The 26,328-nt window shown below is 72.1% G+C and carries 17 protein-coding genes; 11 read left to right on the top strand and 6 right to left on the bottom strand.

From position 1 onward, the window contains the following. A partial coding sequence (locus tag ACZ303_RS24360; RefSeq protein ID WP_467342334.1) for an adenylyl-sulfate kinase occupies positions 1–372 on the bottom strand: 372 nt, incomplete at its 3' end. Further along, positions 369–1,127 carry a sulfotransferase-like domain-containing protein gene (locus ACZ303_RS24365; RefSeq protein WP_467342336.1) on the bottom strand — a complete coding sequence of 253 codons (759 nt, stop codon included), beginning with the start codon at positions 1,125–1,127 and terminating at the stop codon, positions 369–371. The genes ACZ303_RS24360 and ACZ303_RS24365, both read right to left, overlap by 4 nt. A 356-nt stretch (positions 1,128–1,483) precedes the next feature. Between ACZ303_RS24365 and ACZ303_RS24370 the strand changes: the two genes are divergently transcribed. From ACZ303_RS24370 to ACZ303_RS24420, 11 genes are all read left to right on the top strand, one after another. After that, the gene (locus tag ACZ303_RS24370; RefSeq protein WP_087929928.1) at positions 1,484–1,648 is read left to right on the top strand and encodes a lysine biosynthesis protein LysW; all 165 of its coding nucleotides are present in this window, start codon (positions 1,484–1,486) and stop codon (positions 1,646–1,648) included. Then, the gene (gene lysX, locus ACZ303_RS24375; RefSeq protein WP_467342341.1) at positions 1,645–2,532 is read left to right on the top strand and encodes a lysine biosynthesis protein LysX; all 888 of its coding nucleotides are present in this window, start codon (positions 1,645–1,647) and stop codon (positions 2,530–2,532) included. The genes ACZ303_RS24370 and lysX overlap by 4 nt, the downstream gene beginning before the upstream one ends. Further along, complete coding sequence (argC, locus tag ACZ303_RS24380) at positions 2,520–3,557, top strand: N-acetyl-gamma-glutamyl-phosphate reductase (protein ID WP_467342343.1); 1,038 nt, start codon at positions 2,520–2,522, stop codon at positions 3,555–3,557. Before lysX ends, argC begins: the two co-directional genes overlap by 13 nt. A 45-nt stretch (positions 3,558–3,602) precedes the next feature. Beyond that, a complete protein-coding gene (locus ACZ303_RS24385) occupies positions 3,603–4,466 on the top strand; it encodes a [LysW]-aminoadipate kinase (RefSeq protein ID WP_467342345.1) in 864 nt (287 codons plus the stop codon). Next, positions 4,463–5,620 (top strand): M20/M25/M40 family metallo-hydrolase, encoded by a 1,158-nt coding sequence (locus ACZ303_RS24390; RefSeq protein WP_467342346.1) that lies wholly within the window; start codon positions 4,463–4,465, stop codon positions 5,618–5,620. Before ACZ303_RS24385 ends, ACZ303_RS24390 begins: the two co-directional genes overlap by 4 nt. After that, on the top strand, positions 5,617–6,465 hold the full coding sequence (locus tag ACZ303_RS24395) for a transketolase (protein WP_467342348.1): 849 nt from the start codon (positions 5,617–5,619) through the stop codon (positions 6,463–6,465). Before ACZ303_RS24390 ends, ACZ303_RS24395 begins: the two co-directional genes overlap by 4 nt. Next, positions 6,462–7,448, top strand: coding sequence for a transketolase family protein (locus ACZ303_RS24400; protein ID WP_467342349.1), 987 nt, complete (start codon positions 6,462–6,464; stop codon positions 7,446–7,448). The genes ACZ303_RS24395 and ACZ303_RS24400 overlap by 4 nt, the downstream gene beginning before the upstream one ends. Before the next feature lie 111 nt (positions 7,449–7,559). Further along, the gene (locus ACZ303_RS24405; protein ID WP_467342350.1) at positions 7,560–11,975 is read left to right on the top strand and encodes a non-ribosomal peptide synthetase; all 4,416 of its coding nucleotides are present in this window, start codon (positions 7,560–7,562) and stop codon (positions 11,973–11,975) included. Then, positions 11,975–12,244, top strand: a complete 270-nt coding sequence (locus ACZ303_RS24410; RefSeq protein ID WP_467342352.1) for an acyl carrier protein — start codon at positions 11,975–11,977, stop codon at positions 12,242–12,244. The genes ACZ303_RS24405 and ACZ303_RS24410 overlap by 1 nt, the downstream gene beginning before the upstream one ends. Before the next feature lie 8 nt (positions 12,245–12,252). After that, positions 12,253–13,023 carry a thioesterase II family protein gene (locus ACZ303_RS24415; RefSeq protein ID WP_467342354.1) on the top strand — a complete coding sequence of 257 codons (771 nt, stop codon included), beginning with the start codon at positions 12,253–12,255 and terminating at the stop codon, positions 13,021–13,023. Continuing rightward, entirely contained in the window at positions 13,017–13,631 is a 615-nt protein-coding gene (locus ACZ303_RS24420) for a LysE family translocator (protein ID WP_467342356.1), read from the top strand. The genes ACZ303_RS24415 and ACZ303_RS24420 overlap by 7 nt, the downstream gene beginning before the upstream one ends. A gap of 69 nt (positions 13,632–13,700) precedes the next feature. On the opposite strand, the gene ACZ303_RS24425 is transcribed toward ACZ303_RS24420, so the two are convergent. The 4 genes from ACZ303_RS24425 to ACZ303_RS24440 all read right to left on the bottom strand — a co-directional run bounded on the left by ACZ303_RS24425 (position 13,701) and on the right by ACZ303_RS24440 (position 26,124). Continuing rightward, positions 13,701–14,051 carry a VOC family protein gene (locus ACZ303_RS24425; RefSeq protein ID WP_467342358.1) on the bottom strand — a complete coding sequence of 117 codons (351 nt, stop codon included), beginning with the start codon at positions 14,049–14,051 and terminating at the stop codon, positions 13,701–13,703. A 127-nt stretch (positions 14,052–14,178) separates the two neighbouring features. Then, positions 14,179–15,513, bottom strand: a complete 1,335-nt coding sequence (locus ACZ303_RS24430; protein WP_467342360.1) for an MFS transporter — start codon at positions 15,511–15,513, stop codon at positions 14,179–14,181. Between the two features lie 13 nt (positions 15,514–15,526). Next, positions 15,527–22,771, bottom strand: a complete 7,245-nt coding sequence (locus tag ACZ303_RS24435) for an amino acid adenylation domain-containing protein (protein ID WP_467342362.1) — start codon at positions 22,769–22,771, stop codon at positions 15,527–15,529. Then, positions 22,771–26,124: a non-ribosomal peptide synthetase gene (locus ACZ303_RS24440; protein WP_467342364.1), complete on the bottom strand. Its 3,354-nt coding sequence runs from the start codon at positions 26,122–26,124 to the stop codon at positions 22,771–22,773. Before ACZ303_RS24440 ends, ACZ303_RS24435 begins: the two co-directional genes overlap by 1 nt. Positions 26,125–26,328 lie beyond the last annotated feature (204 nt).

Here is a 26,328-nt window from a genome sequence, read left to right on the forward strand (position 1 = left end):
CACATCCCGCACCGAGCACACCTCCACCGGCGTCGCCACATGCACCTCCACATATCCGGTGCCGTGCTGCTGATGGCGCTTGCGCACCGCCTCCCGGGCGTCCGCGTAGGGGGCGATGACGGGGACGAGGACCTTCACTCCGTGCGAGGCCAGCAGTTGGGCGACGAAGCCGATCCGCTGCACGTTCACCGAGCGGTCCTCGCGGGAGAAGCCGAGCCCGGCGGAGAGGAACTCCCGGATCTCGTCCCCGTCGAGCACCTCCACCCGGTGCCCCTCGCCGCGCAGCCGCTCCGCGAGCGCCCGCGCGATCGTCGTCTTGCCGGCGCTGGGCAGGCCGGTGAGCCAAACAGTCGCACCGCTCACCGTGTTCACACGGCCAGCCTGTGGGCGTGGAGCTTCTCGTAGAACGGCAGGTGGTGCTCCAGGTAGCCGCCGAGGACGGGGTGCGTCGCCACGTCCACGCCGTGCTTACGCCGTTCGGCGGAGAAGCCGCTGCTGGTGCTCACGTCGGAGTGCCAGCGCTCGCTGGGCTGCCATTCCTTTCGCGATTCCGGCTGCCAGTTGAGGGCGTTCTCCAGGTAGGGGATGGAGACGGCCCGCGCATACGCCTCGACGACGGCCTGCGGCTTCTCGATGAGGTCGTTCCCGTCGATGACCACCGGCATTCGGCCGGTCGCCTCCCAGGCCGCCTGGAAGATCTCGTACTGGGCCTCGAAGCCGATCTGGTGGCGTCGCACGTCGGGGTTGATGGCGTGGTAGGAGGCGATGGTCTCGGCCGGGTGCCGGATGATGAAGGTGTGCGTGGCGTCCTCGGTGAGGAAGCGCCGGTCGTCGAGTACGCCGGCGTAGCGCTCGTCGGTGGTGTCCTTGAAGAACAGCGGCGACCGTTCGGCCATGTCGCGCATGGCCGCGAGGAGTTCGGGCTCCGTGCGGAGGGTCTCGCCCTCGACCTCGACCTGACCGAATTCGGCGAGGTAGGAGAACGGCTCGTGCAGCACCTGGAAGTCACCGCGCTCGCACATCATGCGGAAGAAGGCGGTGGACCGGCTGCGCGGCGCGCTCCACAGCGCCAGGATCTTCGGCCGGTCTCCGGGCCGGCCCCCAGGTCGGGCTCCGAGGTCGCTCACAAGAATTCCCTCCACAGACTCCACGGATTCCATCGGGCTCCGCAGCTCTCCACGGGCCGGCTCGCGACCGATGGGCCGCTGCGGGGCCAAGCAACGCACGGTCCGCCGATCGGTGTAAAGGCTGGGGCGGCCCGGCGCGGCAAAGAGCGACGGGGTGTCGACGTGGCGTCGATCCGGCGGGGACGCGTGTCGACACAGGATGTGCTCGACGACGGGGGCCGTCAACGGAGTTCGGGAGGGCATTCATCACCGCGATGGACGCAGCCCCGGTGGTCGGGCGGATCTACTGTCCAGCGATCCGGTGGAGGCCGGAGCCCGGGCGACAGGTCCGGGCGGTCTCGGAAAGGAACAGCGGAATGGTCATCTGCCCCGAGTGCGAGAGCTCCGTGGCTCTCGCCGAACCCCCCAAGGTCAATGAGATCATCGAGTGCGGGGACTGCTCCAGCGAGCTGGAGGTCCTCACGGTCGATCCTCTCCAGGTCGCTCTCGCCCCCGACGTCGAAGAGGACTGGGGCGAGTGACCGCCGCCACGCGCCCGGCGCCCGCGGCGCCGTTCGCCGTCGTCGCCTCGCGGCTGCGCGCCGATGAGAAGCGCGTTCTGGAGGCCCTCGAACGCCGCGGGCTGCCGTATGAGTTCGTCGACAGCCGGGCGTTGTGGCGGGTGCTCCAGCAGTCGGGCACGCCCTGGCCGTTCGTGCTGAACCGCGAGATAGGTCAGGCGCGTGCTCTGTACGCGGCCCGGGCGCTGGAGGCGGCCGGCGCGACCGTGGTCAACTCGGCCCGGGCGATCGATGTGTGCGGTGACAAGTACCGCACGTCGGTGGCGCTGCGCGACGCGGGACTCCCCACGCCCCGCACCGCGCTCGCGCTCACCCCCGAGGCCGCTCTGGACGCCCTGGACGCCATCGGCTACCCGGCCGTGGTGAAGCCGCTGACCGGCTCCTGGGGCCGGCTGGTGTCGAAGCTGCCGGACCGGGAGACGGCGGAGACGGTGATGGAGTACATCGCCGCGCTGCCGTCGCCGGTGTCGCACATCGTCTACGTCCAGGAGCTCATCCCCAAGCCGGACCGGGACATCCGGGTCGTCGTCGTGGGTGACGAGGCGCTCGGCGCCACGTACCGGCGCAGCGCCGACTGGCGCACCAATGTGGCCCGCGGGGCCGAGACACAGCGCTGCCCGCTCACGCCCGAGCTGGCCAAGCTGGCGGTCTCGGCCGCTCAGTGTGTGCACGCCGAGATCGCCGGGGTGGACCTGGTGGAGGACACCGACGGTGCCCTCCTCGTCCTGGAGGTCAACCACGGCGTGGAGTTCTCGGGTTTCCAGCGTGCCGTCGGGCCGGACGTTCCGGTGGCCGACCGCATCGTCGATCATCTTTTTGCGAGGTCGCAGTCATGCTTCGAGTAGCGGTCGCGGGTGCTTCGGGATACATCGGCGGTGAGCTGCTGCGCCTGCTGATCGGCCACCCCCGTGTCGAGGTCGTCCTGGCCTCGTCCAACACCTTCGCCGGGCGCCGGGTGGACGGCCCGCATCCGAACCTGCGCGGCCGTACGGACCTGTCGTTCGTCGCCCACGACCGCTTGGCGGAGCGCTCCGGTTCGTACGACGTGCTGTTCCTGGCCATGCCGCACAAGCAGACCATGGGGCGGATGGCGGAGTACCTGGAGCTGGCCGGCACGGTCATCGACCTGTCCGGCGACTTCCGGCTGCGTGATGCCGAGGTCTTCGCCGACTACTACGAGACCGCGCACTCCGCGCCCGGTCTCCTGGACTCCTTCACCACCGGGCTGCCCGAGTGGCACCGCGACGAGCTGCGTACCAGTGACCGGATCTCGGTGCCCGGGTGCATGGCGGCCGCGGGGATCCTGACGGTGCGGCCGCTGGCCGAGGCGGGGCTGATCGACGGGTCGGTGGACATCGACGCGCGGACCGGCTCCAGCGGTTCGGGGGTGTCGGCGGGCTCGTCGAACCTGCACGCCGAGCGCAGTGGCGCGATGCGGCTCTTCGCGCCGACCCGGCACCGGCACGAGGCGGAGATCGCCCAGGCGACGGGGTTGCCGGTGCGGATGACGGCGACCGGTGTGGAAGCGGTGCGCGGCGTGCAGGTGCTGTGCCGGGTGCGGCTGGCCGAGGGCGCGCGGGAGGCGGACCTGCGGTCGGCCTACCGCAAGGCGTACGCGGACGAGCCGTTCGTACGGATCGTGGCGCACAAGCGCGGGGCGTACCGGCTGCCCGAGCCGAAGATCCTCGCCGGTTCGAACTTCTGTGACGTGGGGTTCGCGGTGGACGGCGACGGTACGCGCGCCTCCCTGGTCGGAGCGCTGGACAACCTGGTCAAGGGCGGTTCGGGCAACGCCGTGCAGTGCCTGAACGTGCGCTTCGGGTGGCCCGAGGAGACGGGCCTGGAATTCCTGGGCCTGCACCCGAACTGACCACCCGGACCGATTGGTCGAGACCGAGCGAGGCAGGGGACGAGAATGCGAGAGACCATCGTGGTCAAGTGCGGTGGCAATGCCGCCGTCGACCCGCTGGCGGTGTGCGAGGACATCGCGGGGCTGACGCGCGAACGGCGTCCCGTGGTGCTGGTCCACGGCGGTTCGGCCGACATCGAGGCGCTGGCCGCCCGGATGGGTGTGGTGCCGCGCCGCCTCACCGCCCCCGACGGGGTGTCGGCCCGGTACACCGACGAGGAGACCCTCCAGGTGGTGCACCTGGCGCTGGCCGGGCTGGCGAAGCCCCGGCTGCTGACCGCGCTGGCCTCGGCCGGGGTGTCCGCCGTGGGCCTGACGGGTCTGGACGGCGGGCTGCTGCGGGCGCGGCGCAAGACCGCGCACCGGGCGGTCGTGGACGGGCGCAGGATCGTGATCCGGGACGACCACAGCGGGCGCATCACCGAGGTGAACGCCGCGCTGCTGCGGACCCTGCTGGCCGGCGGCCATGTGCCGGTGGTCTCGCCGCCCGCGATGGCCGAGGACGGCCGCCCGGTGAACACCGACGCGGACCGGGCCGCCGCCGCTGTCGCGGGGGGTCTGGGCGCGGGCACGCTGATCCTGCTCACCGGTGCGCCCGGGGTCCTCGCGGACCCGGCGGACGAGGGTTCGGTGCTGCCGGTGTGCGCGGTGGCGCCCTCGGGGACGCCGCCGTTCACGGGCGGCGGCATGGGGCTGAAGCTCGTGGCCGCGCGGGAAGCGCTGCAGGGCGGGGTGGGCCGGGTGCTGATCGCCGACGGGCGGCGCCGTGACCCGGTGCGGGCCGCGCTCGACGGGCGGGCCACCGAGGTGGTCCTGGACGACGCGCCGGCCGCCCCCGCGCCGGACGCCGCGATCGGAGCCGGGCGATGACGACGGACACTTCCCACGAGAACGCCGGGTGCTCGGGCGCCCGTTCGGAGCCGTACGCGATCGGGCTGCTGCGCAGCATGCTCCAGATCCCCTCGCCGTCCTACGGGGAGGGGAAGCTCGCCGCCCATCTGGTCGGGGTGATGCGGGAGATGGGGTTCTCGGCGTACGTGGACGAGGCGGGCAACGCGGTCGGGGAGATCGTGCGGGGGCCCGGCCCGACGGTGATGCTGCTGGGGCACATGGACACCGTGCCCGGCGACATTCCCGTGCGCATCGACTGCAACCGCCTCTACGGCAGGGGCGCGGTGGACGCCAAGGGACCGCTGGCGGCGATGATCTGCGCGGCCGCCGACGCGGTGGACTTCCGCGGCCGGATCGTGGTGGTCGGGGCGGTGGAGGAGGAGACTCCGCTGTCGCGGGGCGCGGTGCACATCCGCCGTACGCATGCCCGCCCGGACGCGCTGATCATCGGTGAGCCCAGCGGCTGGCAGACGGCCGTGATCGGCTACAAGGGCAAGCTGGACCTGCGCTATCGGGTCGAGTGCGCCTCGACGCACCCGAGCAACCCGGTGCCCAAGGCGTCCGAGCTGGCCTGTGCGGCGTGGCCGGTGCTGCTGGAGCTGCTGGGCCCCGAGGCGGGGCACGGCGGGTTCGACGTGCCGGGGGCCACGCTGGTGTCGATCCGGGGTGATATGACCGAGGCGGAGGCGGAGTTCGACATCCGTACGCCGCCGGGTTACGACGCCCCGGCGCTGGTGGCGCGCCTGGGCGAGCGGCTCCCGGGCCACTTGGAGGTCATCAACTCGGTGGCGGCGTGCCGGGTGAGCCGTACGGACCCGGTGGTGCGGGCGCTGTCCGCCGCCATCCGGGCGCAGCAGGCCCGCCCGGTGATGAAGGTGAAGACCGGCACCTCGGACATGAACACCCTGGCGGCGGAGTGGGACATCCCGATGGCCACCTACGGCCCCGGGGACAGCCGGCTCGATCACGCCGACGACGAGCACATCGCGCTCAGCGACTTCCTGCGCGGCATCGATGTGCTCACCCACGCGCTGCTGGAGCTGGGCGAGCGCCTGGGCCCCCGGCATCAGCTCTCGCTGGTGCCGTCCCTTCCGGGCCGGCCGGCCCCTCGTACGGACGGTAATTCGAGATGACAGCGACGTCGGACGGACGTACGCTCCCCGAACATGCGCGGAGAGTACGGGAATTGATCGTGGACATGTGCGCCAATCCGGAGGGCGGCCACCTCGGCGGCTCGATGTCGGCGGCGGACATTCTCGTGACGCTCTATCACTCGGTGCTGCGGATCGATCCGGAGCGGCCGGAGGCGCCCGACCGGGATCTGCTGGTGCTCAGCAAGGGCCATGGCGCGATCGGGCTCTACGCGGCGCTGGCCGAGCGCGGTTTCTTCCCCGAGGAGCGGCTCGCGACGTACGGCGTGCCGGACAGCGTGCTGACGGCGCACCCGAACCCGGCGGTGCCCGGGGTGGAGATGCCGACGGGTTCGCTGGGGCACGGCCTGTCGCTGGGGGTGGGCTTCGCGCTCGACTTCCGGCTGTCGGGCAGCGACCGGCGGTGCTTCGTGGTGCTGGGCGACGGCGAGCTCCAGGAGGGTTCGGTGTGGGAGGCGGCGATGGCGGCCGCCGCGCACCGGCTGGACCGGCTGGTGGCGGTCGTGGACCGCAACGGCCTGCAGATCACCGGCTCCACCGAGGACGCGGTGGGCCTGGAGCCACTGGTCGACCGTTGGCGGGCCTTCGGCTGGACGGTGCTGGAGGTCGACGGGCACGACACGGAGCAGCTGCGGGTGGCCCTGAGCGGCGCCCCGCAGGTGCCCGGGCGGCCCACGGTCGTCCTGGCGAGCACGGTCAAGGGCAAGGGCCTGCCGTACGTCGAGGGCCAGGCCCGCAGTCATTACGCCCGGCTGGCCGGACGCCAGCACAAGCGCGCGCTCGCGGTGTTGCGGGCCCAGGGCAGGAGAACGGAGACGACCGCATGACGGTGACGATCACCGAGCCGGGGACACCGGCCGCGCCGGCCGAGGCCGCGCCGCGGCCGAACCGGGAGGTCTACCGCGACGTCCTGGCCGGGCTGATGGCCGAGGACGAGCGGCTGGTCTGCCTGGACAGCGACACGGGCCTGTTCTCGGGAGTGGACTGGGGCACCGCGGCCGACCGCTACATCAACCTCGGGATCGCCGAGCAGAACCTGATGGGCGCGGCCGCGGGGCTGGCCCGGTCGGGGCGGGTCCCCTTCGTCAACACGATGGCGACCTTCGCCTCCACCCGGGCGGTGGAGGCGGTGAAGCTGGACATCGCGCTGAACAATCTCCCGGTGCGGATCGCCGCCACGCACGGCGGGCTGTCGGCCGGGCACCTGGGCTCGACGCATCACTCGCTGGAGGACCTGGCGGTGATGCGGATGCTGCCCAACATGACGGTGCTGGTGCCGGCGGACGCGGCGTCCGCCGAGGAGCTCGTACGGGCGTGCGCCGGCATCCCGGGCCCGGTGTACCTGCGGCTGGGCCGCGGGGCGACCGAGGACCTCCCGGCGGGCGGGGAGCCGCTGCGCGTCGGGCGGGCCCAGCGGCTGCGCGAGGGCGGCGACGTCACCCTGGTCGCCACCGGCCCCTATCCGGTGCTCGCGGCCCTGGCGGCCGCCGAGGAGCTGGCCGGGGAGGGCATCGAGGCGGCGGTGCTCAACATGCACACCGTCAAGCCGCTGGACACCGAGGCCGTGACGGTGGCGGCGCGGACGACCCGCGCCGTGGTCACGGTCGAGGAGCACTGGGCCGCCGGCGGTCTCGGCTCGGCCGTCGCCGAGGTGGTCGCCGAGCTGGGCACGGGCTGCCCGGTGCTGCGGGTGGCGGTGGGTGACACCTTCGCCGCCGGTACGGGCGGGCAACGGCACCTGCTGGAGCGCAACGGCATCACCGCCGAGGCGGTGGCCGACCGGGCGCGGCGGGCGCTGAGACGCCGCTGAGGCCGCAGAGGCCGCAGAGGCCGCAGAGTAAGGGCGCGTCGCCGAGCGCGCCGGAGACCGAACACCACGTCGTGGACGGCGTACAGGTCGTAGACGGCGTACAGAGAGAAAATGAAAGAGGAATCCGTGACGGATACCGCGCACGAGGCAGGGCCCTCGGCAGCACGTTTCCAGGAGTTCCCGCTGACGGAGATCCAGTACGCCTATTGGGTGGGCCGGGGTTCCAACTTCGTTCTGGGAAATGTCGCTCCGCACGCCTATTTCGAGTTGGAGGGGCGCCGGGTCGATCCCGACCGGCTGTCGAGCGCCTGGCGCCGGCTGATCGAGCGCCACGACATGCTGCGGGCCGTGGTGGGTCAGGACGGGCAACAGCGGGTGCTGGCCACCGTGCCCGATTTCCACATCCGATGTACCGATGTGCGTTCCGCGTCCGAGGACGAGAGGGAGCGCACGCTGCTGGGCATCCGGGAGGAGATGTCGCACCACGTCTACACGGCCGCCGACTGGCCGCTGTTCGACATCCGCATGACCCGGCTTCCCGAGCACGACCGGATCCACATCAGCCTCGACCTGCTGATGGTGGACCTGGCCAGCATCACCCTGCTGTTCAGCGAGTGGAGCGCGCTGTGCCAGGACCCGGACCTGGAGCTGCCGCCGGTCGACGTGACCTTCCGCGACTACGCGCTGGCGCTGGAGCGGGGCTCCGAGGCGCCGCGGCACAAGAAGGCGCTGGAGTACTGGACGTCCCGGGCCGAGACGCTCGCGCCGCCGCCCGACCTGCCGCTCGCCAAGTCCCCGGTGAGCGTGTACAAACCCCGCTTCACGCACCGCGAGTTCCACCTGCCGGAGGCCGAGTGGAAGCGGCTCCAGGAGCGCTGCGAGGAGCGCGGCCTGACGCCCACCGCGGTGCTGGCGACGGTCTTCTCCGAGGTGCTGGCCGCGTGGAGCGGCACGCGGCGCTTCACGCTCAACCTGACGCTGTTCAACCGGCTGCCGCTGCTGCTGACCGAGGACGGCGCGGGTCACCGGTCGGTCCATCCGCATCTGCGCCGGGTGGTCGGTGACTTCACCTCCATCTGTCTGCTGGAGGTGGACGCGGCCGGTGGCCGGCCGCTCCTGGAGCGGGTCGAGACGACGCAGCTCCAGCTCCAGCGCGACCTGCGCCACCGCCACGTCAGCGCCCTCCAGACGCTGCGCGAGCGCCGCCGCCGGGGTCTGCAGAGCGGCTTCGAGACGATGCCGGTGGTCTTCACCAGCGGTCTGGGCACCGCGTCCGACGTGTCGGGCGCCATGAGCTACTTCGGTGACATCTCCTACCGGGTCAGCCAGACCCCGCAGGTCTGGCTCGACCACCAGGTCGTCGACATCACCGGGTCGCTGGACCTGACCTGGGACTGTGTGGAGGAGCTGTTCCCCGAGGGCCTGCTGGACGACATGTTCGCCACGTACTGCGGCATGGTCCAACAGCTGGCCTCGGACGACGCCATGTGGGGCGAGGAGCTGAGCGTCGCCCTGCCCACGCACCAGCTGACCGGCCGCGAGCAGGCCAACGACACCACCGGCACCCTGCCCGCCGGTCTGCTGCACGAGCCGTTCCTGGACATGGCCGCCCGGCACCCGGACCGGACCGCCGTGGTGACCAGCACGGACAGCGTGACTTACGGCGAGCTCGCCGATCACGCCCGGGCCGTCGCCGGCCTCGTCGGTGAGCACACCGGCGCCGGTGCGAAGGACCGGCTGGTGGGCATCACCCTGCACAAGAGCCCGGCCCAGGTCGCGGCCGCCTACGGCGTCATGATGGCCGGTGGCGCCTACCTGCCCGTCAACGCCGGGCTCCCGGCGCAGCGGCGGGAGCGGATCCTGGCGGACGGCGAGGCGCTGGCCGTCGTCACCGACCGCGAGCTGGACGCCGGCCTGGAGTGGCCGCACGGCGTGCCGCGCGTCCTCGCCGACCGGGAGCGGGAGTCGGCGAGCGGCGTCCGGCACCCCTCCGGCCCGTCGGCGCCCGAGGACCTGGCGTACGTCATCTACACCTCGGGCTCGACCGGCGCCCCCAAGGGCGTGATGATCGAGCACCGGGCGGCGCTCAACACCGTCGTCGACATCAACGAGCGGTTCGCCGTCGGCCCGCAGGACCGTGTGTTCGGCCTCGCCGACCTGGGCTTCGACCTGTCCGTCTACGACCTGTTCGGCACCTTCGCCGCGGGCGCGACGCTGGTGCTGCCCGATCCGGACATGCGCTCGGAGCCCTCGCACTGGGCCAAGATGATGGGCCAGTGCGGGGTGACGGTGTGGAACTCCGTACCGGCGCAGATGCAGATGCTGGTGGAGCACCTGGAGGCCGGTGGCGAGATACCCGAGGCGCTGCGGCTGGTGATGCTCAGCGGCGACTGGATCCCGGTCGACCTGCCCGACCGGATCCGTGCCCTGTGGCCGGAGGCGGAGGTCATCAGCCTGGGCGGTGCCACGGAGGCGTCGATCTGGTCGATCTCCCACACGGTGGGCGAGGTCCCGGCGGGCGCCAAGAGCCTGCCGTACGGCACTCCGCTGCGCAATCAGACGTTCCACGTCCTGGACTCCCGCCTCGACCCGTGCCCGGTGTGGACCGCCGGCGAGCTGCACATCGGCGGCGTGGGGCTGGCCCGGGGCTACTGGGCGGACGAGGAGCGCACGGCCGCGAGCTTCTTCACGCACCCGCGCACCGGCGAGCGGCTCTACCGCACCGGTGACTTCGGCCGCTACCTGCCGGACGGCTCCATCGAGTTCCTGGGCCGGCGGGACGGACAGGTCAAGATCAATGGCCATCGGGTCGAGCTGGGCGAGATCGAGTCCACCCTCGCCCGCCACCCGGGTGTCGACAGCGCGGTGGTGGTGAAGTCCTCCGACGACCGCGGTGCCGCCCGCCTGCTGGGCTATGTGGTGCCGGCGAAGGAGGACGACACGCTCTTCGTGACCGAGCGGGCCGACTCCGAGGTGAGCGGGGGCCAGTGGCGCGCGCTGTGCGGCACGGCCGGCCGGCCCGCGGCGGGTCCGGGCCCCGAGGAGCTGCGGACCGCCTGGGACATGCTCAACGAGGTGTACCTCACCGCAGCGGCCACCGCGTTCCGTTCGTTCGGGCTGCCGCACTCCCCCGGTGAGCCGTTCGACCCGGCGGCCCTGCGCGGCGCCGGTGTCGCGCCCCGCTACGAGCGCTGGCTCGCGCGGGCCGTGGCCGCCCTGGAGAGCGGCGGGTACCTGCGGCGCGTGGAGCCCACGGGCCTGGAGGTGGCGCGCGAGCTGCCCGCGGCGCTCCCCGCCGAGCTGGCGGAGCGCGCCCGCACGGTGCTGCGGGAGGTCCTGGAGATCCCCGAGGACGTCAGCGACTGGATGCTGTCCCTCGCCGGTGACCTGGCCGGGGTGCTCACCCAGAGCATCCACTCCGCCGAGCTGTACGCCTCGGACCGCACCCCCGGCGTCTACGCGCGGCTGTTCGGCCCGACGTACGAGGCCGCCACCGCCGCCGTACGCGCCATGGCGGAGCAGTGGCCGGCCGACCGGCCGCTGAACGTGCTGGAGGTCGGCTCCGGGTACGGTTCGCTGACCCAGCACCTGCTTCCGCTGCTGCCGGCCGAGCGCACCGAGTACGTCTTCACGGACATCTCCCGCTACTTCACCGACCGGGCCCAGACCGCCTTCGCCGACCACCCCTTCGTACGGTACGAGCTGTTCGACCTCGATCTGCCGCCGGAGACCCAGGGGTTCGAGAACCACTCGGCGGACCTGGTGATCGCGGCGAGCGTGCTGCACGACATGCGGCAGATCCGGCGCACCCTGAACAGCCTGCGCTCGGTGCTGGCGCCCGGCGGGGTGCTGCTGCTGGTCGAACAGACCACCTTCCACCCGTGGTTCGACCTGGTCATGGGCCTTCAGCAGGGCTTCGACAACTTCGAGGACACCGATCTGCGCACCGGGCACTGCCTGCTGGACCGCGAGCAGTGGCAGCGGGAGCTCGCGGCCGCCGGGTTCACCGAGGCGGAGGTGCTCACCACCTCCGGCGGGCCGGCCTCGGTGGGCTTCGACGTGATCGTCGCCCAGGGCCCGTCCGTACGCCGCCGGTTCGCGCCCGACGAGCTGCGCTCGTTCGCCGCGCAGCACCTGGCCAAGCACATGCTGCCCGCCCAGCTCTTCGCGCTGGAGGAGATGCCGCTGAGCGGCACCGGCAAGGTGGACCGCGCGGCGCTGGCCAAGGCGGGGGCGCGCAGCTCCATGCGCGGTCGGCCCGCGAAGCCGCCGCGCACCGACCGGCAGCACAAGCTGGTCGAGCTGTGGCGGGAGGTGCTGGGCCTGAACAAGGTCGACCTGGCGGACGACTTCCTGGAGGCGGGCGGCGACTCCCTGCTCGCCGCGCGCCTGGTGGCGGGACTCCAGTCGGCGTTCGGTGTCGCCGTGCCGGTCGGTACGGTCCTTCAGTACACGACCGTGGAAGCGCTCGACGGATACCTGGAGCAACTTCTCGGCCCGTCCGAGCTCATGCCGGAGGACAAGTGATGAACAACGTGATATCCCCGCTGACCCATCAGCGGGTCGTCGACTGGCTCGTGGAGTTCCTGGCGGAGATCCTCGACATCGCCCCGCAGGAGATCGACCCGACGGTCCCCCTGGACCACCTGGGCGTCGACTCGGCGACCACGCTGGTGATCTGCGCACGGCTCCGCGAGGACCTGGGCGTCCAGGCGCGCCCCAAGGACGTCCTGGAGCACTTCACGGCCGACGCGCTGGCCCGGCACCTGACCGGCGCGCTCCCGGCAGGGGTGTGAGGCACCCCATGCACACTGTCACGTCGCCCCGCTGGCTCGTCAGCGGGGCGCCGCGGCCTGCCGCCCCCAAGCTCTACTGCTTCGCGCACGGGGGCGGCTCGGCAGCGGAATATCTGCGTTGGGCCCGCCAGTTGGCGGGCGCCGAGTTCCACGCCGTGCAGCTGCCCGGGCGGGGGGCGCGGGCCGCCGAGCCGCCGTTCACGTCGATGGACGCGCTGGTCGAGGCGTTCCTCGCCGAGGTGCCGCTCGGCGGCGCCCCCTTCGCCTTCTTCGGGCACAGCCTCGGCGCCCTCGTCTCGTACGAGATCACCCGGGGGCTGCGCGCGGCGGGCCGCCCGCTGCCGGCGCGGCTGGTCGTCTCGGGCTTCCCCGCACCTCATCTCCCACGGCGGGTCGAACCGTTGCACCAGCTGCCGGACGACGAGCTCATCGACGCGGTGGCGCGGATCCACGGCGGCATCCCGGAAGAGGTGCTGGTCTCGGCGGAGCTGCGGGCGCTGACGGCCACCGCGCTGCGCGCCGACTACCAGGTGCTGGAGACCTACGCCTGGCGGTCCGAGGAGCCCCTGGACGTGCCGGTCACGGTCTTCGGCGGGCGGGACGACCACGTCACGGCCGAGCAGCTGGAGGCGTGGCGGGAGTTGACCACGGCGGAGGTGAGCGTGCGGCAGTTCCCCGGCGGTCACTTCTATCTGCGCGAGCAGCCCGCCGTCGCGCTGCGGGCGCTGGCCGGGGCGCTCAGGCCGGTCCGTACCGGGGACGGGGGTGTGCCGTGCTGACCTTCGCCGCGGCCTCCCTGGTCCTGATCATGATTCCCGGCCCGGACCAGGCCCTGATCACCCGCAACGCGCTCTCCGGCGGACGGGCGGCCGGGCTGCTCACCATGGTGGGCGGGGTGCTGGGGCTGAGCGTGCACGTCGCGGCCGCGTCGCTGGGCATCTCGGCGCTGCTGATCGCCTCGGCCACGGCGTTCACGGTGCTGAAGATCGTCGGCGCCGGGTATCTGGTGTGGATGGGCATCGCGACGCTCCGCAGCGCCCGGCAGACCCGGTTGCGGGCGGCGGAGGACGGCGAGGAGGAGTCGGCGGTGGACCGCAAGTACCTGCGGCACGGCTTCCTCTCCAACTCGCTCAACCCCAAGGTCGCCCTGTTCTTCGTGACGTTCCTGCCGCAGTTCCTGCCGGCCGGGGAGAGCGTGCTGCCCAACGCCCTGCTGCTGTCGCTGGTGTTCGCGGTGATCTATCTGCTCTGGTTCAGCGCCTACGTGATCCTCGTCGACCGGCTCGGCAAGGTGCTGCGGCGCCCGCGGGTCCGCGCCCGCATCGAGCAGGTCACGGGGCTGCTGCTGATCGGCTTCGCGGCGCGGCTGGCGCTCCAGTCGCCCTGATCGGGCCCGTACGGACACGAAGGGGCCCGGCCGCTCGGCGGCCGGGCCCCTTTTCGTACGCGGCCGGCGTCAGTCGCGTTCGCCCGTCACACAGAATTCGTTGCCCTCCGGGTCCGCGAGCACGGTGTGGCTCTCGTGCTCGGACACCACGCGCGCGCCCAGGCCGGCCAGCCGCTGGATCTCCCGGCTCGCCGAACCGCCGTCGGTGGGGCCGACGTCGAGGTGGACGCGGTTCTTGCCCGCCTTCTCCTCGGGGACGCGCATGAAGTAGAGGTGCGGGCCGCCGTCGGGGTTGCGGACCACGGCCTCCTCCGTACTGGACCAGTCGGCCGCTTCCCATCCGGTGGCCGCCGCCCAGAATCCGGCGAGCTTGCCGGCGTCGGCCGCGTCGATCACGACGTTCTGGAGCTGGATACCCATGGTGTTCCGTTCTCTCGGATTGCCTGCGGCTTCGTCCCCGGGCGCGAACCCCGGGGCCGGGCCGGATATTACGCGCGTGCCGCCCGGCATCTCCCTACCCGGCGCCGCGTCCTTCCCGGTGTCGTTCTCAGTGGGACTCCCCCGCCTCGACCGCGGGTGTCGGGGCCACGGTCCCGGTGTCCTCGCGCCGCCCGTCGTCCGGCACCACCTCGGACAGGTCCCGCAGCCGCGGCAGCGGGGAGCGGGCGAGGAAGAGCAGTGCGGTGAGCGTGCCGAGGCCGACCACGACCAGGGTGGCCCGCAGACCGATGAGGCCGCCGAGCCAGCCGCCGAGCAGCGCGCCGAGGGCGGCGGTGCCGGTGACGAGGAAGCGGTAGCCGGCGTTCGCCCGGCCCAGGATCTCGGACGGCACGACGGTCTGCCGCAGGCTCATCACCTGGATGTTGCTGATGACCACGCCCATGCCGTTGATCATCAGGGCGAGTCCGACGATCACCGCGCTGAGGACCTTGCCGCCGCCCGCCGCCGGGATGAGCAGCGGCGCGGCACAGGCGATCACCATCGTCACCATGATGGTGGGGCCGATGCCGAACCGGCGCCCCAGCCGCCCGGCGACCAGGCTGCCGAGGAACGCGCCGATGCCGGTCATCGCCATCACCACGCCCAGGGTGACCGGGGAGAAGTGCAGCTCACGCGTCAAGTACAGGATGAGGACGGCCCACAGCCCCTGGTTGAACAGGTTGTACGTGGCGGCCTCGCCCGCGATGGCCCGCAGGTACTGGTTGCTGCCGACCAGGCGCAGGCCGGTGGCGATGCGGGAGACCACCGAGCCCTCGGCGGCCGTCGACGCGGGCGCTTCCTCGGCGCGCCGGATGAACAGCAGGGATATCGCGGAGACGAGGTAGGTGCAGGCGTTGATGAGGACCGCGGCGGGCGCGGTGACCAGGCCCACGAGCACACCGCCCAGGCCGGGCCCGCTCGCCTGGGCGAGCGAACGGCTGCCCTCCAGCTTGCCGTTGCCCTCGATCAGGTGGTCCCGGCCGACCAGTGACGGGATGTACGCCTGGTAGGCGAGGTCGAACAGGACGGTGAGGGTGGCGGCGACGAAGACGATGACGCTCAGCAGCCCCACCCCCATCACGTCCAGCGCGGTGAGGAGGGGGATGAGCCCGAGGATCACCGCCCGGCCGAAGTTGGCGCCGATCATGATGGGCCGCCGTCTGCTCTGGTCGATCCACACCCCGGCGAGCAGGGTGAACAGCATGTAGGGGGCGAACTGCGCGGCGTTGATGACGCCCATCTCGAACGGTGTCGCGCTCAGGGTGGTGGCGGCCAGCAGCGGGATCGCCAGCAGTGAGATCTGCGCGCCGAACATCGACAGACTCTCCGCCGACCAGAACTTCAGGAAGTCCGCGTCCCGCCACAGTCCCAGCGGCCGTTTCCCGGCCTGTGCTTCGCCCATGTCGTCCGTGTCCTCACTTCTCGTGGTCCAGGCACCGCCGCAGCGTGCGCGCCAGCGTCGGCAGGTGCGGGTGCTGGAGCATGGTGTGGTGGGTTCCCGGCACCACGTGGTGGTCCAGGCCCCCGCCGGCGAAGGCCCGCCACCGGTCGACCTGATCATCCAGCTCCGCCCCGGCGCTCAGCAAGGTGATGCGACCGTCGTACGGGGTGGGCCGATGCGCGTGGAAGGCCCGGGAGTTGGCGAGGAAGACCGCGACGCGGGCACGGACCTCGTCGCGCATCCCGGCCGGGATCAGCCCGGTGCGCTCCAGGACCGGCAGCAGCGCCTCGATCCGCTCGCCGACCGGGAGACCGGGCCGCGGCGCCGGGTCGAGTACGGGCGGCTCGGCTCCCCTGAGACCGGCCAGGTCGTGGACGAAGGCCGTGAGGAGCTCTTCGTCGCCGGGCGCGGTGGCCGTCTGCGGCGGGAAGCCGGTGTCGAGCAGCGCCACCATGGCCACGTCCTCGCCCGCGGCCCGCAACCGGGCGGCCATCTCCAGGGCCACGGCACCACCCAGCGACCAACCCCCCAAGTAGTACGGGCCGTTGGGCCGCGCCTCCCGCACGGCGGCCAGGTAGGTGTCGGCGAGCGCACCCAGGTCGGGTGCCGTGCCAGGGTCGTCGCCGTTGAGGCCGGGGTGCTCCAGGCCGTACACCGGTGTCCCGGCGTCGAGGAGGCGGGCGAGCGGCACGTAGGGCACGACTGCGCCGCCCACGGCGTGCACGAGGAAGAGCGGCGGCCGGTTGCCGGTGGCTCGCAGGGGCACCAGGGGCGAGGTGGCGGCGGAGGGGGAGGCCACGGCGTGCTCGTCGACAGCTCGCGCCATCGCCTCGACGGTGGGCGCCGCGTACAGCGCCCGTACGTCGAGCAGGACCCCGAAGGACTCGCGGACCGCGAACCGCAGCCTGATCAGGTCCAGGGAGCTGCCGCCCAGGTCGAAGAAGCCGTCGAGCGCGCCGACCCGGGCGGCGCCCAGGGTGCGCGCCCAGAGGGCCGCGAGGGCCCGCTCGGTGGTGGTGCGGGGCGTCACGAACGAGGCCGCGCCGGTGAGTTCGGGGGCCGGCAGCGCCTTGCGGTCGACCTTGCCGTTGACCGTCAGCGGAACGCGCTCCAGGGGCACCACCACCGCCGGGACCATGTAGTCCGGCAGCGCCGTGCCCAGGTGGGCGCGGAGCCTGGCGGGCAGGTCGGGGCCGGCCCCGGGGGCGGGTACGACGTAGCCGACCAGCCGCCGCCCGTCGTCGCTGCCGTGCACGGCGGTGTGCGCGTCGGCGACCTCCGGGTGGGCGGCCAGCGCCGTGTCGATCTCACCGAGTTCGATGCGGAAGCCCCGGATCTTCACCTGGTGGTCGATCCGGCCCAGGTACTCCAGGGTGCCGTCGGGCAGCCACCGGGCCAGGTCGCCGGAGCGGTAGAGGCGGCCCGTACCGCCCGAGAACGGGTCGGGCACGAAGCGCTCGGCGGTCAGGTCGGGGCGGCCGAGATAGCCCCAGGCCACGCCGGGTCCCCCCACCCACATCTCGCCGGGCACACCGGTCGGCGCGGGCTGCCCCGCCCGGTCGACGACCCATACCGACAGGTCGCGGATCGGCACGCCGATCGGGCCGGGCGAGCGGGTGAGGAGTTCCCGGCTGAGCGGGCAGTAGGTGACGTGCACCGTCGTCTCGGTGATCCCGTACATGTTGACCAGCCGGGGCGCGTCCTCGCCGTGCCGGTCGAACCAGCGCAGCACCGAGTCCGTGTCCAGCGCGTCACCGCCGAAGACGACCGTCCGCAGCGCCAGGTCGGCGCCGCGTTCCTCGTCCACGGCGACCAGTTGCCGGAAGGCCGCGGGCGTCTGGTTGAGGACCGTCACCCGCTCCCGGTCCAGCAGGTCGTAGAAGCCCTCGGGCGATCGGCTCTCCCAGTACGGGACGACGACGAGCCTGCCGCCGTGGGCGAGGGCGCCCCACAGTTCCCAGACCGAGAAGTCGAAGGCGAAGGAGTGGAAGAGCGTCCACACGTCGCTCTCGTCGAAGCCGAACCACTCGTGGGTCGAGCGCAGCAGGCGGACGACGTTCCCGTGCGGGATCATCACCGCCTTGGGGCGGCCCGTGGAGCCCGAGGTGTAGATGAGGTAGGCCAGGTCGTCGCCGCCGACCGGCACCGGATCCGGGTCACGGTCCTGGTCGGGGGTGCCCGGGCTCCCGGCATCGAGCGGGACGCGCTCGTACGGGCCGTCCGGCAGTTCCACCCCGTCCTGGGCGAGCACCACGCGGATCCCGGAGTCCTCGACCATGTACGCCAGCCGCTCGGCCGGGTAGCCGGGGTCGAGCGGCACGTACGCGCCGCCCGCCCGCAGGATGGCGAGGATGCCGGCGACGAGGTCGGCGGAGCGCTCGCCGCTCAGACCGACGAGGTCACCGCGGCCGACGCCGCGCGCCCGCAGCCGGGCGGCCAGGCGCCCGGCGCGTACGCGCAGTTCGCGGTAGGTGAGCCGGGTGTCGCCGTCGACGACGGCGACCGCGTCGGGGCGCAGCCGGGCCTGCTCCTCGAAGAGCGCGTAGAGGGAGCCGTCGGCGGCGTACGTGCCTTGTGCCGCGGACCAGGCCGCGACCTCGGCCCTCTCCGGTCCGGTGAGGAGGGTCAGGGTGCCGACGCGCGCGTCGGGGGCCAGTACGGCCTGTTCCAGGACCGTGCGGAAGTGGTCGACCAGCCGCTCCACACGGTCGTGGTCGAACAGTTCGGTGGCGTACTCCAGTTGCAGCGCGATCCCACCGTCCGCCGTCTCGCTCGCGCTGATCGCCAGGTCGAAGCGGGCCCGGGTGCCGGCGGCGGTCTCGACGTACTCGCCGCGCGTGGAGCCGAGCCGGAAGGGCACCTCGGCGACATCGGCGGCCTGGAGGGTGAGGCTGATCTGGAACAGCGGGTTGCGGCCCGGGACACGCTCGGGCTTGAGCGCGTCGACGACCATCGTGAACGGGACGTCCTGGTGATCCAGCGCACCGAGGACCGTCTCCTTGCAGCGCCCCACCAGCTCACGGAACGACGGATCACCGGCCGTACTCGTCCGCAGGACGAGAGTGTTGGCGAAAAGCCCCACAAGGGATTCGACCTCGGAGCGCGTACGACCCGAGAAGACGGACCCCACCGCCAGATCGTCCTGACCCGTATAGCGGGACAGCACCGTCAGCAGACCCGCGTGCAGCACCGCCAGCAACGACGCCTGCTCACCCCGCGCGAGCTCCCGCAGCCCCTCACCCAGGGAGGCGGGGAGCCGGCGGTCGACAAGGGCTCCGGTCTGCCGGGGGGCGGGGGGACGGGGGCGGTCGGTGGGGAAGTCCAGGACCGGCAGATCGGCCAGGGTCCGGCGCCAGTACGCCAGCTGGTTGTCCAGGGCCTCCCCGGTGAGCCGGTCGCGCTGCCACGCCGCGTAGTCGGCGACCTGCACGGGGAGGGCCGTGGGCTCGGCACCCTCGTACAGTGCCGCGAGCTCCTGGCCGATGATCCCGGTCGACCAGCCGTCGGTGACGATGTGGTGGAGGTTCATCAGGAGGACGTGGTCGTCGTCCGCCAGCCGGAGCAGACCCGTCCGCAGTAGGGGCCCGGTGGCCAGGTCGAAGGGGCGTACCGCCTCCGCGTCCGCCAGGTGCCGTGCCCGGGCCTCGCGGTCGGCCTCGGCGAGATGGCGGAGATCGGTCACCGGCAGGGGCCAGCTCTCGGGCGCTTCCGTGACGACGAGGCGCGGTTCCTCGCCCTCGCCCGAGAAACGGGTCCGCAGCGCCTCATGGCGTACGACCAGCCGCCGGAACGCGTCGCTCAGGGCCGCCGCGTCGAGCGGGCCGCGCAGCCGCAGCGCGAACGGCATGTTGTAGACCGGGGACTCGGGGTCGAGCTGGTGCAGGAACCACAGCCCCTCCTGCTGGTAGGAGGGTACGAGCCGCCGTCCGTCGCGGGGAACGGGGACGATGCGGTCGGTGTGGTCCGCCGCGCGGTCCTGGTCGATGCGGGCGGCGAGCTGCCGGAGCACGGGGTGGGTGAAGTAGGTGCGCGGCGAGAGCGTGACGTGGAAGGTGTCGCGTACGCGGGAGGCGAGGCGGGTGGCCTGGAGGGAGTTGCCGCCCAGGTCGAAGAAGCTGTCGTGGATGCCGATGGAGGCCGGGTCCACGTCGAGCAGCCCGTGCCAGATGTCGGCGAGAGCGCGTTCGGTGTCGGTGCTCGGTGGGGTGTGCACCGGCTGGTCCGCGGGCCGTGGTGCGGGGAGCCGGGCCTGGTCGAGCTTGCCGCTGGGGGTCAGGGGCAGCGCGTCGATCACCATCACCTGGGACGGGACCATGTGGAGCGGCAGCCGGTCCATCAGCTCGCCACGGATCCCGTCGGCGTCGGCGGCGCCGGCCCCGGTCGGGACGACGTAGCCGATCAGCCGCGCGGCCGGGGTGCCGGCGTCGCGCACGACGACCGTGCCCTGCCGGACGCCCTCGCAGCCGGCCAGGGCGTGTTCGATCTCGCCGGGTTCGATGCGCAACCCACGGATCTTGATCTGGCGGTCCGCACGCCCCAGGAACTCCAGATTGCCGTCCTCACGCCACCGCACGACGTCACCGGTGCGATACATCCGCTCACCGGAGGCCGAGAACGGGTCCGGGATGAAGCGCTCGGCCGTCAGATCGGGGCGGTTCAGATAACCGCGGGCCAGACCCGCGCCCGCGATGAACAACTCCCCCGGAACACCCACCGGCACAGGCTCGAACGTCCCACCGTCCAGGACATACGCACGGTGATTCGCCATCGCACGACCGATCGGCGGAGACGCGGTCAGACCACCGGGCGGGCACAGGTAGTCCACACAGGCCACCGTCGCCTCGGTCGGACCGTAACCGTTGTGGAACTCCCGCTCCTCATTCGACCACCGGTTGACCAGCTCGGCCGGGAACGCCTCCAAGCCGACGAACAACGCCCGCAGGTCCGTAAGCGGCTCCGGGTCAAGAAGTCGCAACACCGCCGGAGGCACATCCGCCACCGACACCCGCTCATGGGCCATCAGCTCCTGCAACGCATCCGGATCCAGCAACGTCTCCCGGCGCGCACCCACCACCGTGGCACCCGAACCCAACGCACCGTAGAAGTCGAAGATCGACACATCGAAAGCAGGATTGGCGAACTGCAACAGCCGGTCCCCGGGACCGATCCGGAACAGCTCCCGGGCATTGAGGACGAAACTCACCGCCGCCCGGTGCGAGATCATCACACCCTTCGGCGCACCCGTCGAACCAGAGGTGTAGATCAGGTAGGCCAGGTTCTCCGGCCTCGCCGCGCTGTGCGGGCGGGTGTCCGGTGTTCGCGCCAGGCGCTGTACGAGGGCGGGGTCGTCCAGGCACAGTCGCGGCATGTCCGTGGGCAGTGCCGCCGCCAGCGCGCGGGTGGTCACCACCACACGGGCGCCCGCGTCCGTCAATTGGCCGGCCAGGCGGTCGGCCGGGTGCTGGGGATCCAGCGGCAGCCAGGCTCCGCCCGCCTTGAGCACACCCAACTGCGCCACCGGCAGCTCCGCACCACGCTCCAGCAGCACACCGCCCACCACGTCCGGACCGAGCCCGAAGTCCATGACGAGCACATGCGCCAGCCGGTTCGCGGCCGCGTCCAACTCCCCGTACGACAGCTCCGCACCCTCGAACCGCACCGCGGGCGCCGCGGCATCCGACGTCACCCACCGCTCCACCACCTCGTGGAGCAGCAGGTCGCCCTCGTCCCGCGTGACGGGAGCCGGGTTCCACTCCCCCAGCACCTGGTCGCGCTCGCGTGCGTCCAGCAGGTCCAGCGAACCCACCCGCGCGTCCGGCTGCGCCACGGCCTGCTCCAGCACCGTACGGAAGTGACCGACCAACCGCTCCATCCGGCCCCGGTCGAACAGCTCCGTCGAGTACTCGATGACGACGTCCAGCCGGCCCTCCGGCGCCTCGATGACCGTGACGCCGAGGTCGAAGCGGGAGCTGATCTCGTGGGAGGCGAGCGGTTCGGCCTCGACGCCCGGGAGGCCGAAGCCGCGGCCGCTGGTACCGGCGGCCTGGAGGGTGAGGCTGACCTGGAACAGCGGGTTGCGGCCCGGAACACGCTCGGGCTTGAGCGCGTCGACGACCATGGTGAACGGGACGTCCTGGTGATCCAGCGCTCCGAGGACCGTCTCCTTGCAGCGCCCCACCAGCTCACGGAACGTCGGATCACCGGCCGTACTCGTCCGCAGGACGAGAGTGTTGGCGAAAAGCCCCACAAGGGATTCGACCTCGGAGCGCGTACGACCCGAGAAGACAGACCCCACCGCCAGATCGTCCTGACCCGTATAGCGGGACAGCACCGCCAGCAGACCCGCGTGCAGCACCGCCAGCAACGACGCCTGCTCACCCCGCGCGAGCTCCCGCAGCCCCTCACCGAGCGCCGCCGGAAGAGCCGCCTCCAGCGTGGCGCCGGAGGATGTGGGCTCCAGGGGACGCGGGCGGTCGGAGGGGAAGTCCAGGACCGGCAGATCCGCCAGGGTCCGGCGCCAATAGGAGAGCTGACCCTCCAGGGCGTCCCCGGTGAGGCGTTTCCGCTGCCAGGCCGCGAAGTCCGCGGCTTGCAGGTCGAGCGCGGGCAGGTCCCCGCCCCCGTACAGCGTGGCCAGGTCCTGGACGATGATCCCGGTCGACCAGCCGTCGGTGATGATGTGGTGCAGGCTCAGCAGCAGGACGTGGTCGTCGTCCGCCAGCCGCAGCAGGCCCGTCCGCAGCAGGGGTCCGGTGGCCAGGTCGAAGGGGCGTACCGCCTCCTCCTGGGCCATCCGGAGTACGCGCTCCTCCCGTGCTCCGTGCGGCAGCTCCGACAGGTCGGTCACCGGCAGCGGCCAGACGGCGGGCGCGTCGTCGACGACCGCGCGCGGCCCGCCGTCCTCGCCGGGGAAGCGGGTCCGCAGCGCCTCATGGCGTACGACCAGCCGCCGGAACGCCTCGCCCAGAGCCGCCGCGTCGAGCGGGCCGCGCAGCCGCAGCGCGAACGGCACGTTGTAGACCGGGGACTCGGGCTCCAGCTGGTGCAGGAACCACAGCCCCTCCTGCTGGTACGAGGGTGCCGCGGGCCGCCCGTCGCGGGGGGTCGGGGTGACCCGGTCGGCCCCGGCCTCCGCCGCGCGCTTCTGCCGCAGCCGCAGGGCCAGGAGGGCGCGACGCTTCTCCTCGATCGTCGTCTGTCGGGACACGGAGTCGGTCATCAGGCTTCCTCACTCAACAGACGGTCCAGCTCCTCCTCGGACAGCCCGGCGATCTCCGCCTCCAGGTCCGTCTCCTCCGCCGCGGCCGCCGCGAGCTCCTCGTCGATACGGCCGGCGAGGTCCCTGAGCACCGGGTGGACGAAGAGGAGGCGGGGTTCGAGCGTGATGTGGAAGGTGTCGCGGATCCGGGAGATGAGGCGGGTGGCCTGGAGGGAGTTGCCGCCCAGGTCGAAGAAGCTGTCGTGGATGCCGATGGATTCGAGCGGTACGTCCAGCAGTCCGTGCCAGATCGCGGCGAGGTCCCGCTCGGTCGCGTCGCGCGGCGCCACGTGCGTGCGGGCCACTCCCTCCTGGGGTGCGGGGAGCTTGGCGTGGTCGACCTTGCCGCTGGGGGTCAGCGGCAGGGTGTCGAGGGCGATCAGCTGCGCGGGGACCATGTGCTGGGGCAGCCGGTCCATGAGCCCGGTGCGCAACTCATCGGTGTCCAGCGGGCGTCCGGGCTCGGCGACGGCGTAGGCGATGAGCCGGGCCTCGGGGGTGCCGGGGCGGTCGACGGTGACGACGGCCTGGGCGATGCCGGGGCTGGTGGTCAGGGCGTGTTCGATCTCGCCGGGTTCGATGCGCAACCCTCGGATCTTGATCTGGCGATCCGCGCGCCCCAGGAACTCAAGGTTGCCGTCCTCGCGCCACCGCACGACGTCACCGGTGCGATACATCCGCTCACCGGAGGCCGAGAACGGGTCCGGGATGAAGCGCTCGGCCGTCAGATCGGGGCGGTTCAGATAACCGCGGGCCAGACCCGCGCCCGCGATGAACAACTCCCCCGGAACACCCACCGGCACGGGCTCGAACGTGCCACCGTCCAGGACATACGCGCGGTGATTGGCCATCGCACGACCGATCGGCGGGGAAGTGGTCAGACCGCCGGTCGGGCACAGGTAGTCCACACAGGCCACCGTCGCCTCGGTCGGACCGTAACCGTTGTGGAACTCCCGCTTCTCATTCGACCACCGGTTGACCAGCTCGGCCGGGAACGCCTCCAAGCCGACGAACAGGGCTCGTAGATCGGACAGCGGCTCCGGGTCGAGGAGCCGCAGGACCGCCGGAGGCACATCCGCCACCGACACCCGCTCACGGACCAGGAGATCCTGCAACGCATCCGGGTCGAGCAACGTCTCCCGGCGCGCACCCACCACCGTGGCACCCGAACCCAACGCACCGTAGAAGTCGAAGATCGACACATCGAAGGCAGGATTGGCGAACTGCAACAGCCGGTCCCCGGGACCGATGCGGAACAGCTCCCGGGCATTGAGGACGAAACTCACCGCCGCCCGGTGCGAGATCATCACACCCTTCGGCGCACCCGTCGAACCAGAGGTGTAGATGATGTACGCGAGGTCTTCGGGGCGGGTGTCGCTGATCGGCGGGGTGTTCGGGGTGCCGGCCAGACGGTCCCGCAGTTCCGGGTCGTCCAGGCACAGCCGTGGCACCTCCGGCGGCAGTGTCGCCGCCAGGGCACGGGTGGTGACCACCACGCGTGCCCGGGCGTCGGAGAGGTAGGACGCCAGACGTTCGGCCGGGTGCTGGGGATCCAGCGGCAGCCAGGCTCCGCCCGCCTTGAGCACGGCCAACTGCGCCACCGGCAGCTCCGCACCACGCTCCAGCAGTACTCCTGCCACCACGTCCGGGCCGAGACCGGACTCCACGAGCACATGCGCCAGCCGGTTCGCGGCCGCGTCCAACTCCCCGTACGACAGCTCCGCACCCTCGAACCGCACCGCGGGCGCCGCGGCGTCCGACTCGACCCACCGCTTCACCACCTGGTGCAACAGCAGCCCGTCCTCGCCCCGGACCACGGGCGCGGGGTTCCACTCCTCCAGGAGCCGGGCGCGCTCCTCGTCGCGCAGCAGGCCCAGTCGGCCGACCCGCGCGTCCGGCTGCGCCACGGCCTGCTCCAGCACCGTACGGAAGTGACCGACCAACCGCTCCATCCGGCCCCGGTCGAACAGCTCCGTCGAGTACTCGATCCAGACGCGCAGGCGTCCGTCCTCGGCCTCGTTGACCTGGAAGGCGAGGTCGAAGCGGGAGGTGCCGTTCTCGACCGGTACGGGCTCGACGGCGAGGTCGCCGAGGCCGAACTCGCCGACCATGGCGCCGGTGAGCAGGGTGAAGCTGATCTGGAACAGCGGGTTGCGGCCCGGTGTGCGCTCCGGGCGGAGCTCCTCGACGAGGGTGCCGAAGGGGACGTCCTGGTGTTCCATCGCCCCCAGGACGGTTTTCTGGCAGCGGGCGACCAGTTCTCGGAAGGTCGGGTCGCCGGCCGTGCTCGTGCGCAGCACCAGGGTGTTTGCGAAGAAGCCGACCAGCGGCTCGACCTCGCTGCGGGTGCGGCCCGAGAAGACGGAGCCGACCGCCAGGTCGTCCTCGCCGGTGTAGCGGGCCAGCACCGTCAGGAAGGCGGCGTGGAGTACCGCGAGCAGGGAGACCCGTTCGGTCCGTACCCACTCGCGGAGGGCCGTGCCGAGGTCGGCGGGCAGGTCCAGTTCGAGTTCGGCACCCGTCCAGGTGGGACGGGTGGGGCGGGGGCGGTCGGTGGGGAAGTCGATGGCGGGTACGCCGTCAAGGGTGGTGCGCCAGTAGTCGATCTGGGCGCGCAGGCCGTCGCCGGACAGCCTGCGCCGCTGCCAGGCCGCGTGGTCGGCGGGCTGCACGGCCAGTTCGGGCAGGGGCTCGGCTCCGGACCCGTACAGGGCGGCCAGTTCCTGGGTGACGATGCCCACCGACCAGCCGTCGGTGACGATGTGGTGCAGGCAGAGCACGAGGATGTGGTGGTCGGCGGCCAGGCGCAGCAGGTGGGTGCGGAAGAGCGGGCCGGTCTCCAGGTCGAAGGGGGCTCGGGCGTGGTCTTCCACCAGGGCGTGGGCGCGGTCGTCGCGTTCCGCGTGGGGCAGGTCGGCGAGGTCGGTGACCGGCAGGGGCCAGGCGGCGGGCGCGTCGTCGACGATCTGGTAGGGCACGCCGTGTTCGGAGCCGAAACGGGTGCGGAGCGCCTCGTGCCGGGCGACGAGCCCGCGCAGCGCCCCGGCCAGTGCGCCGGTGTCGAGTTCGCCGCGCAGGCGCAGGGCGAAGGGCACGTTGTAGACGGGCTGGTCGGGTGCCAGCTGGTGCAGCAGCCACAGGTGGCGCTGCTGGTCCGAGACCTGGAGTCGGCCCGTGCGGGCGACGGGGGCGATCCGGTTGCGCTCCGCGGCCTCGGCGCGCTGCCGGTTGAGTTTGGCGTCCAGCAGCGCGCGCTTGATGTCGGAAAGACTGGCCGTACCGGTGGTGTTCTCGCCCGGTCCCGTCATGCTCATTCCTCGATCCCTTCGAACCTTGTCCGCCGGATCCTGACGCTAATGAAGTGACCGGTGACGGCGCGTCCACACGGGTGTGGAGGCTGTGTCCCCGCGTGTGGACACCGTGCTGACTGCGGGCTCGGGGGCGATCAGAGCCGAGGAATGACAAGCGTCATCAGCGCACGCTGACGGCTCCTGTCAGTGCGTCGGGCATTCGACGCG

The sequence above is a fragment of the Streptomyces sp. NPDC023527 genome (assembly GCF_055560115.1).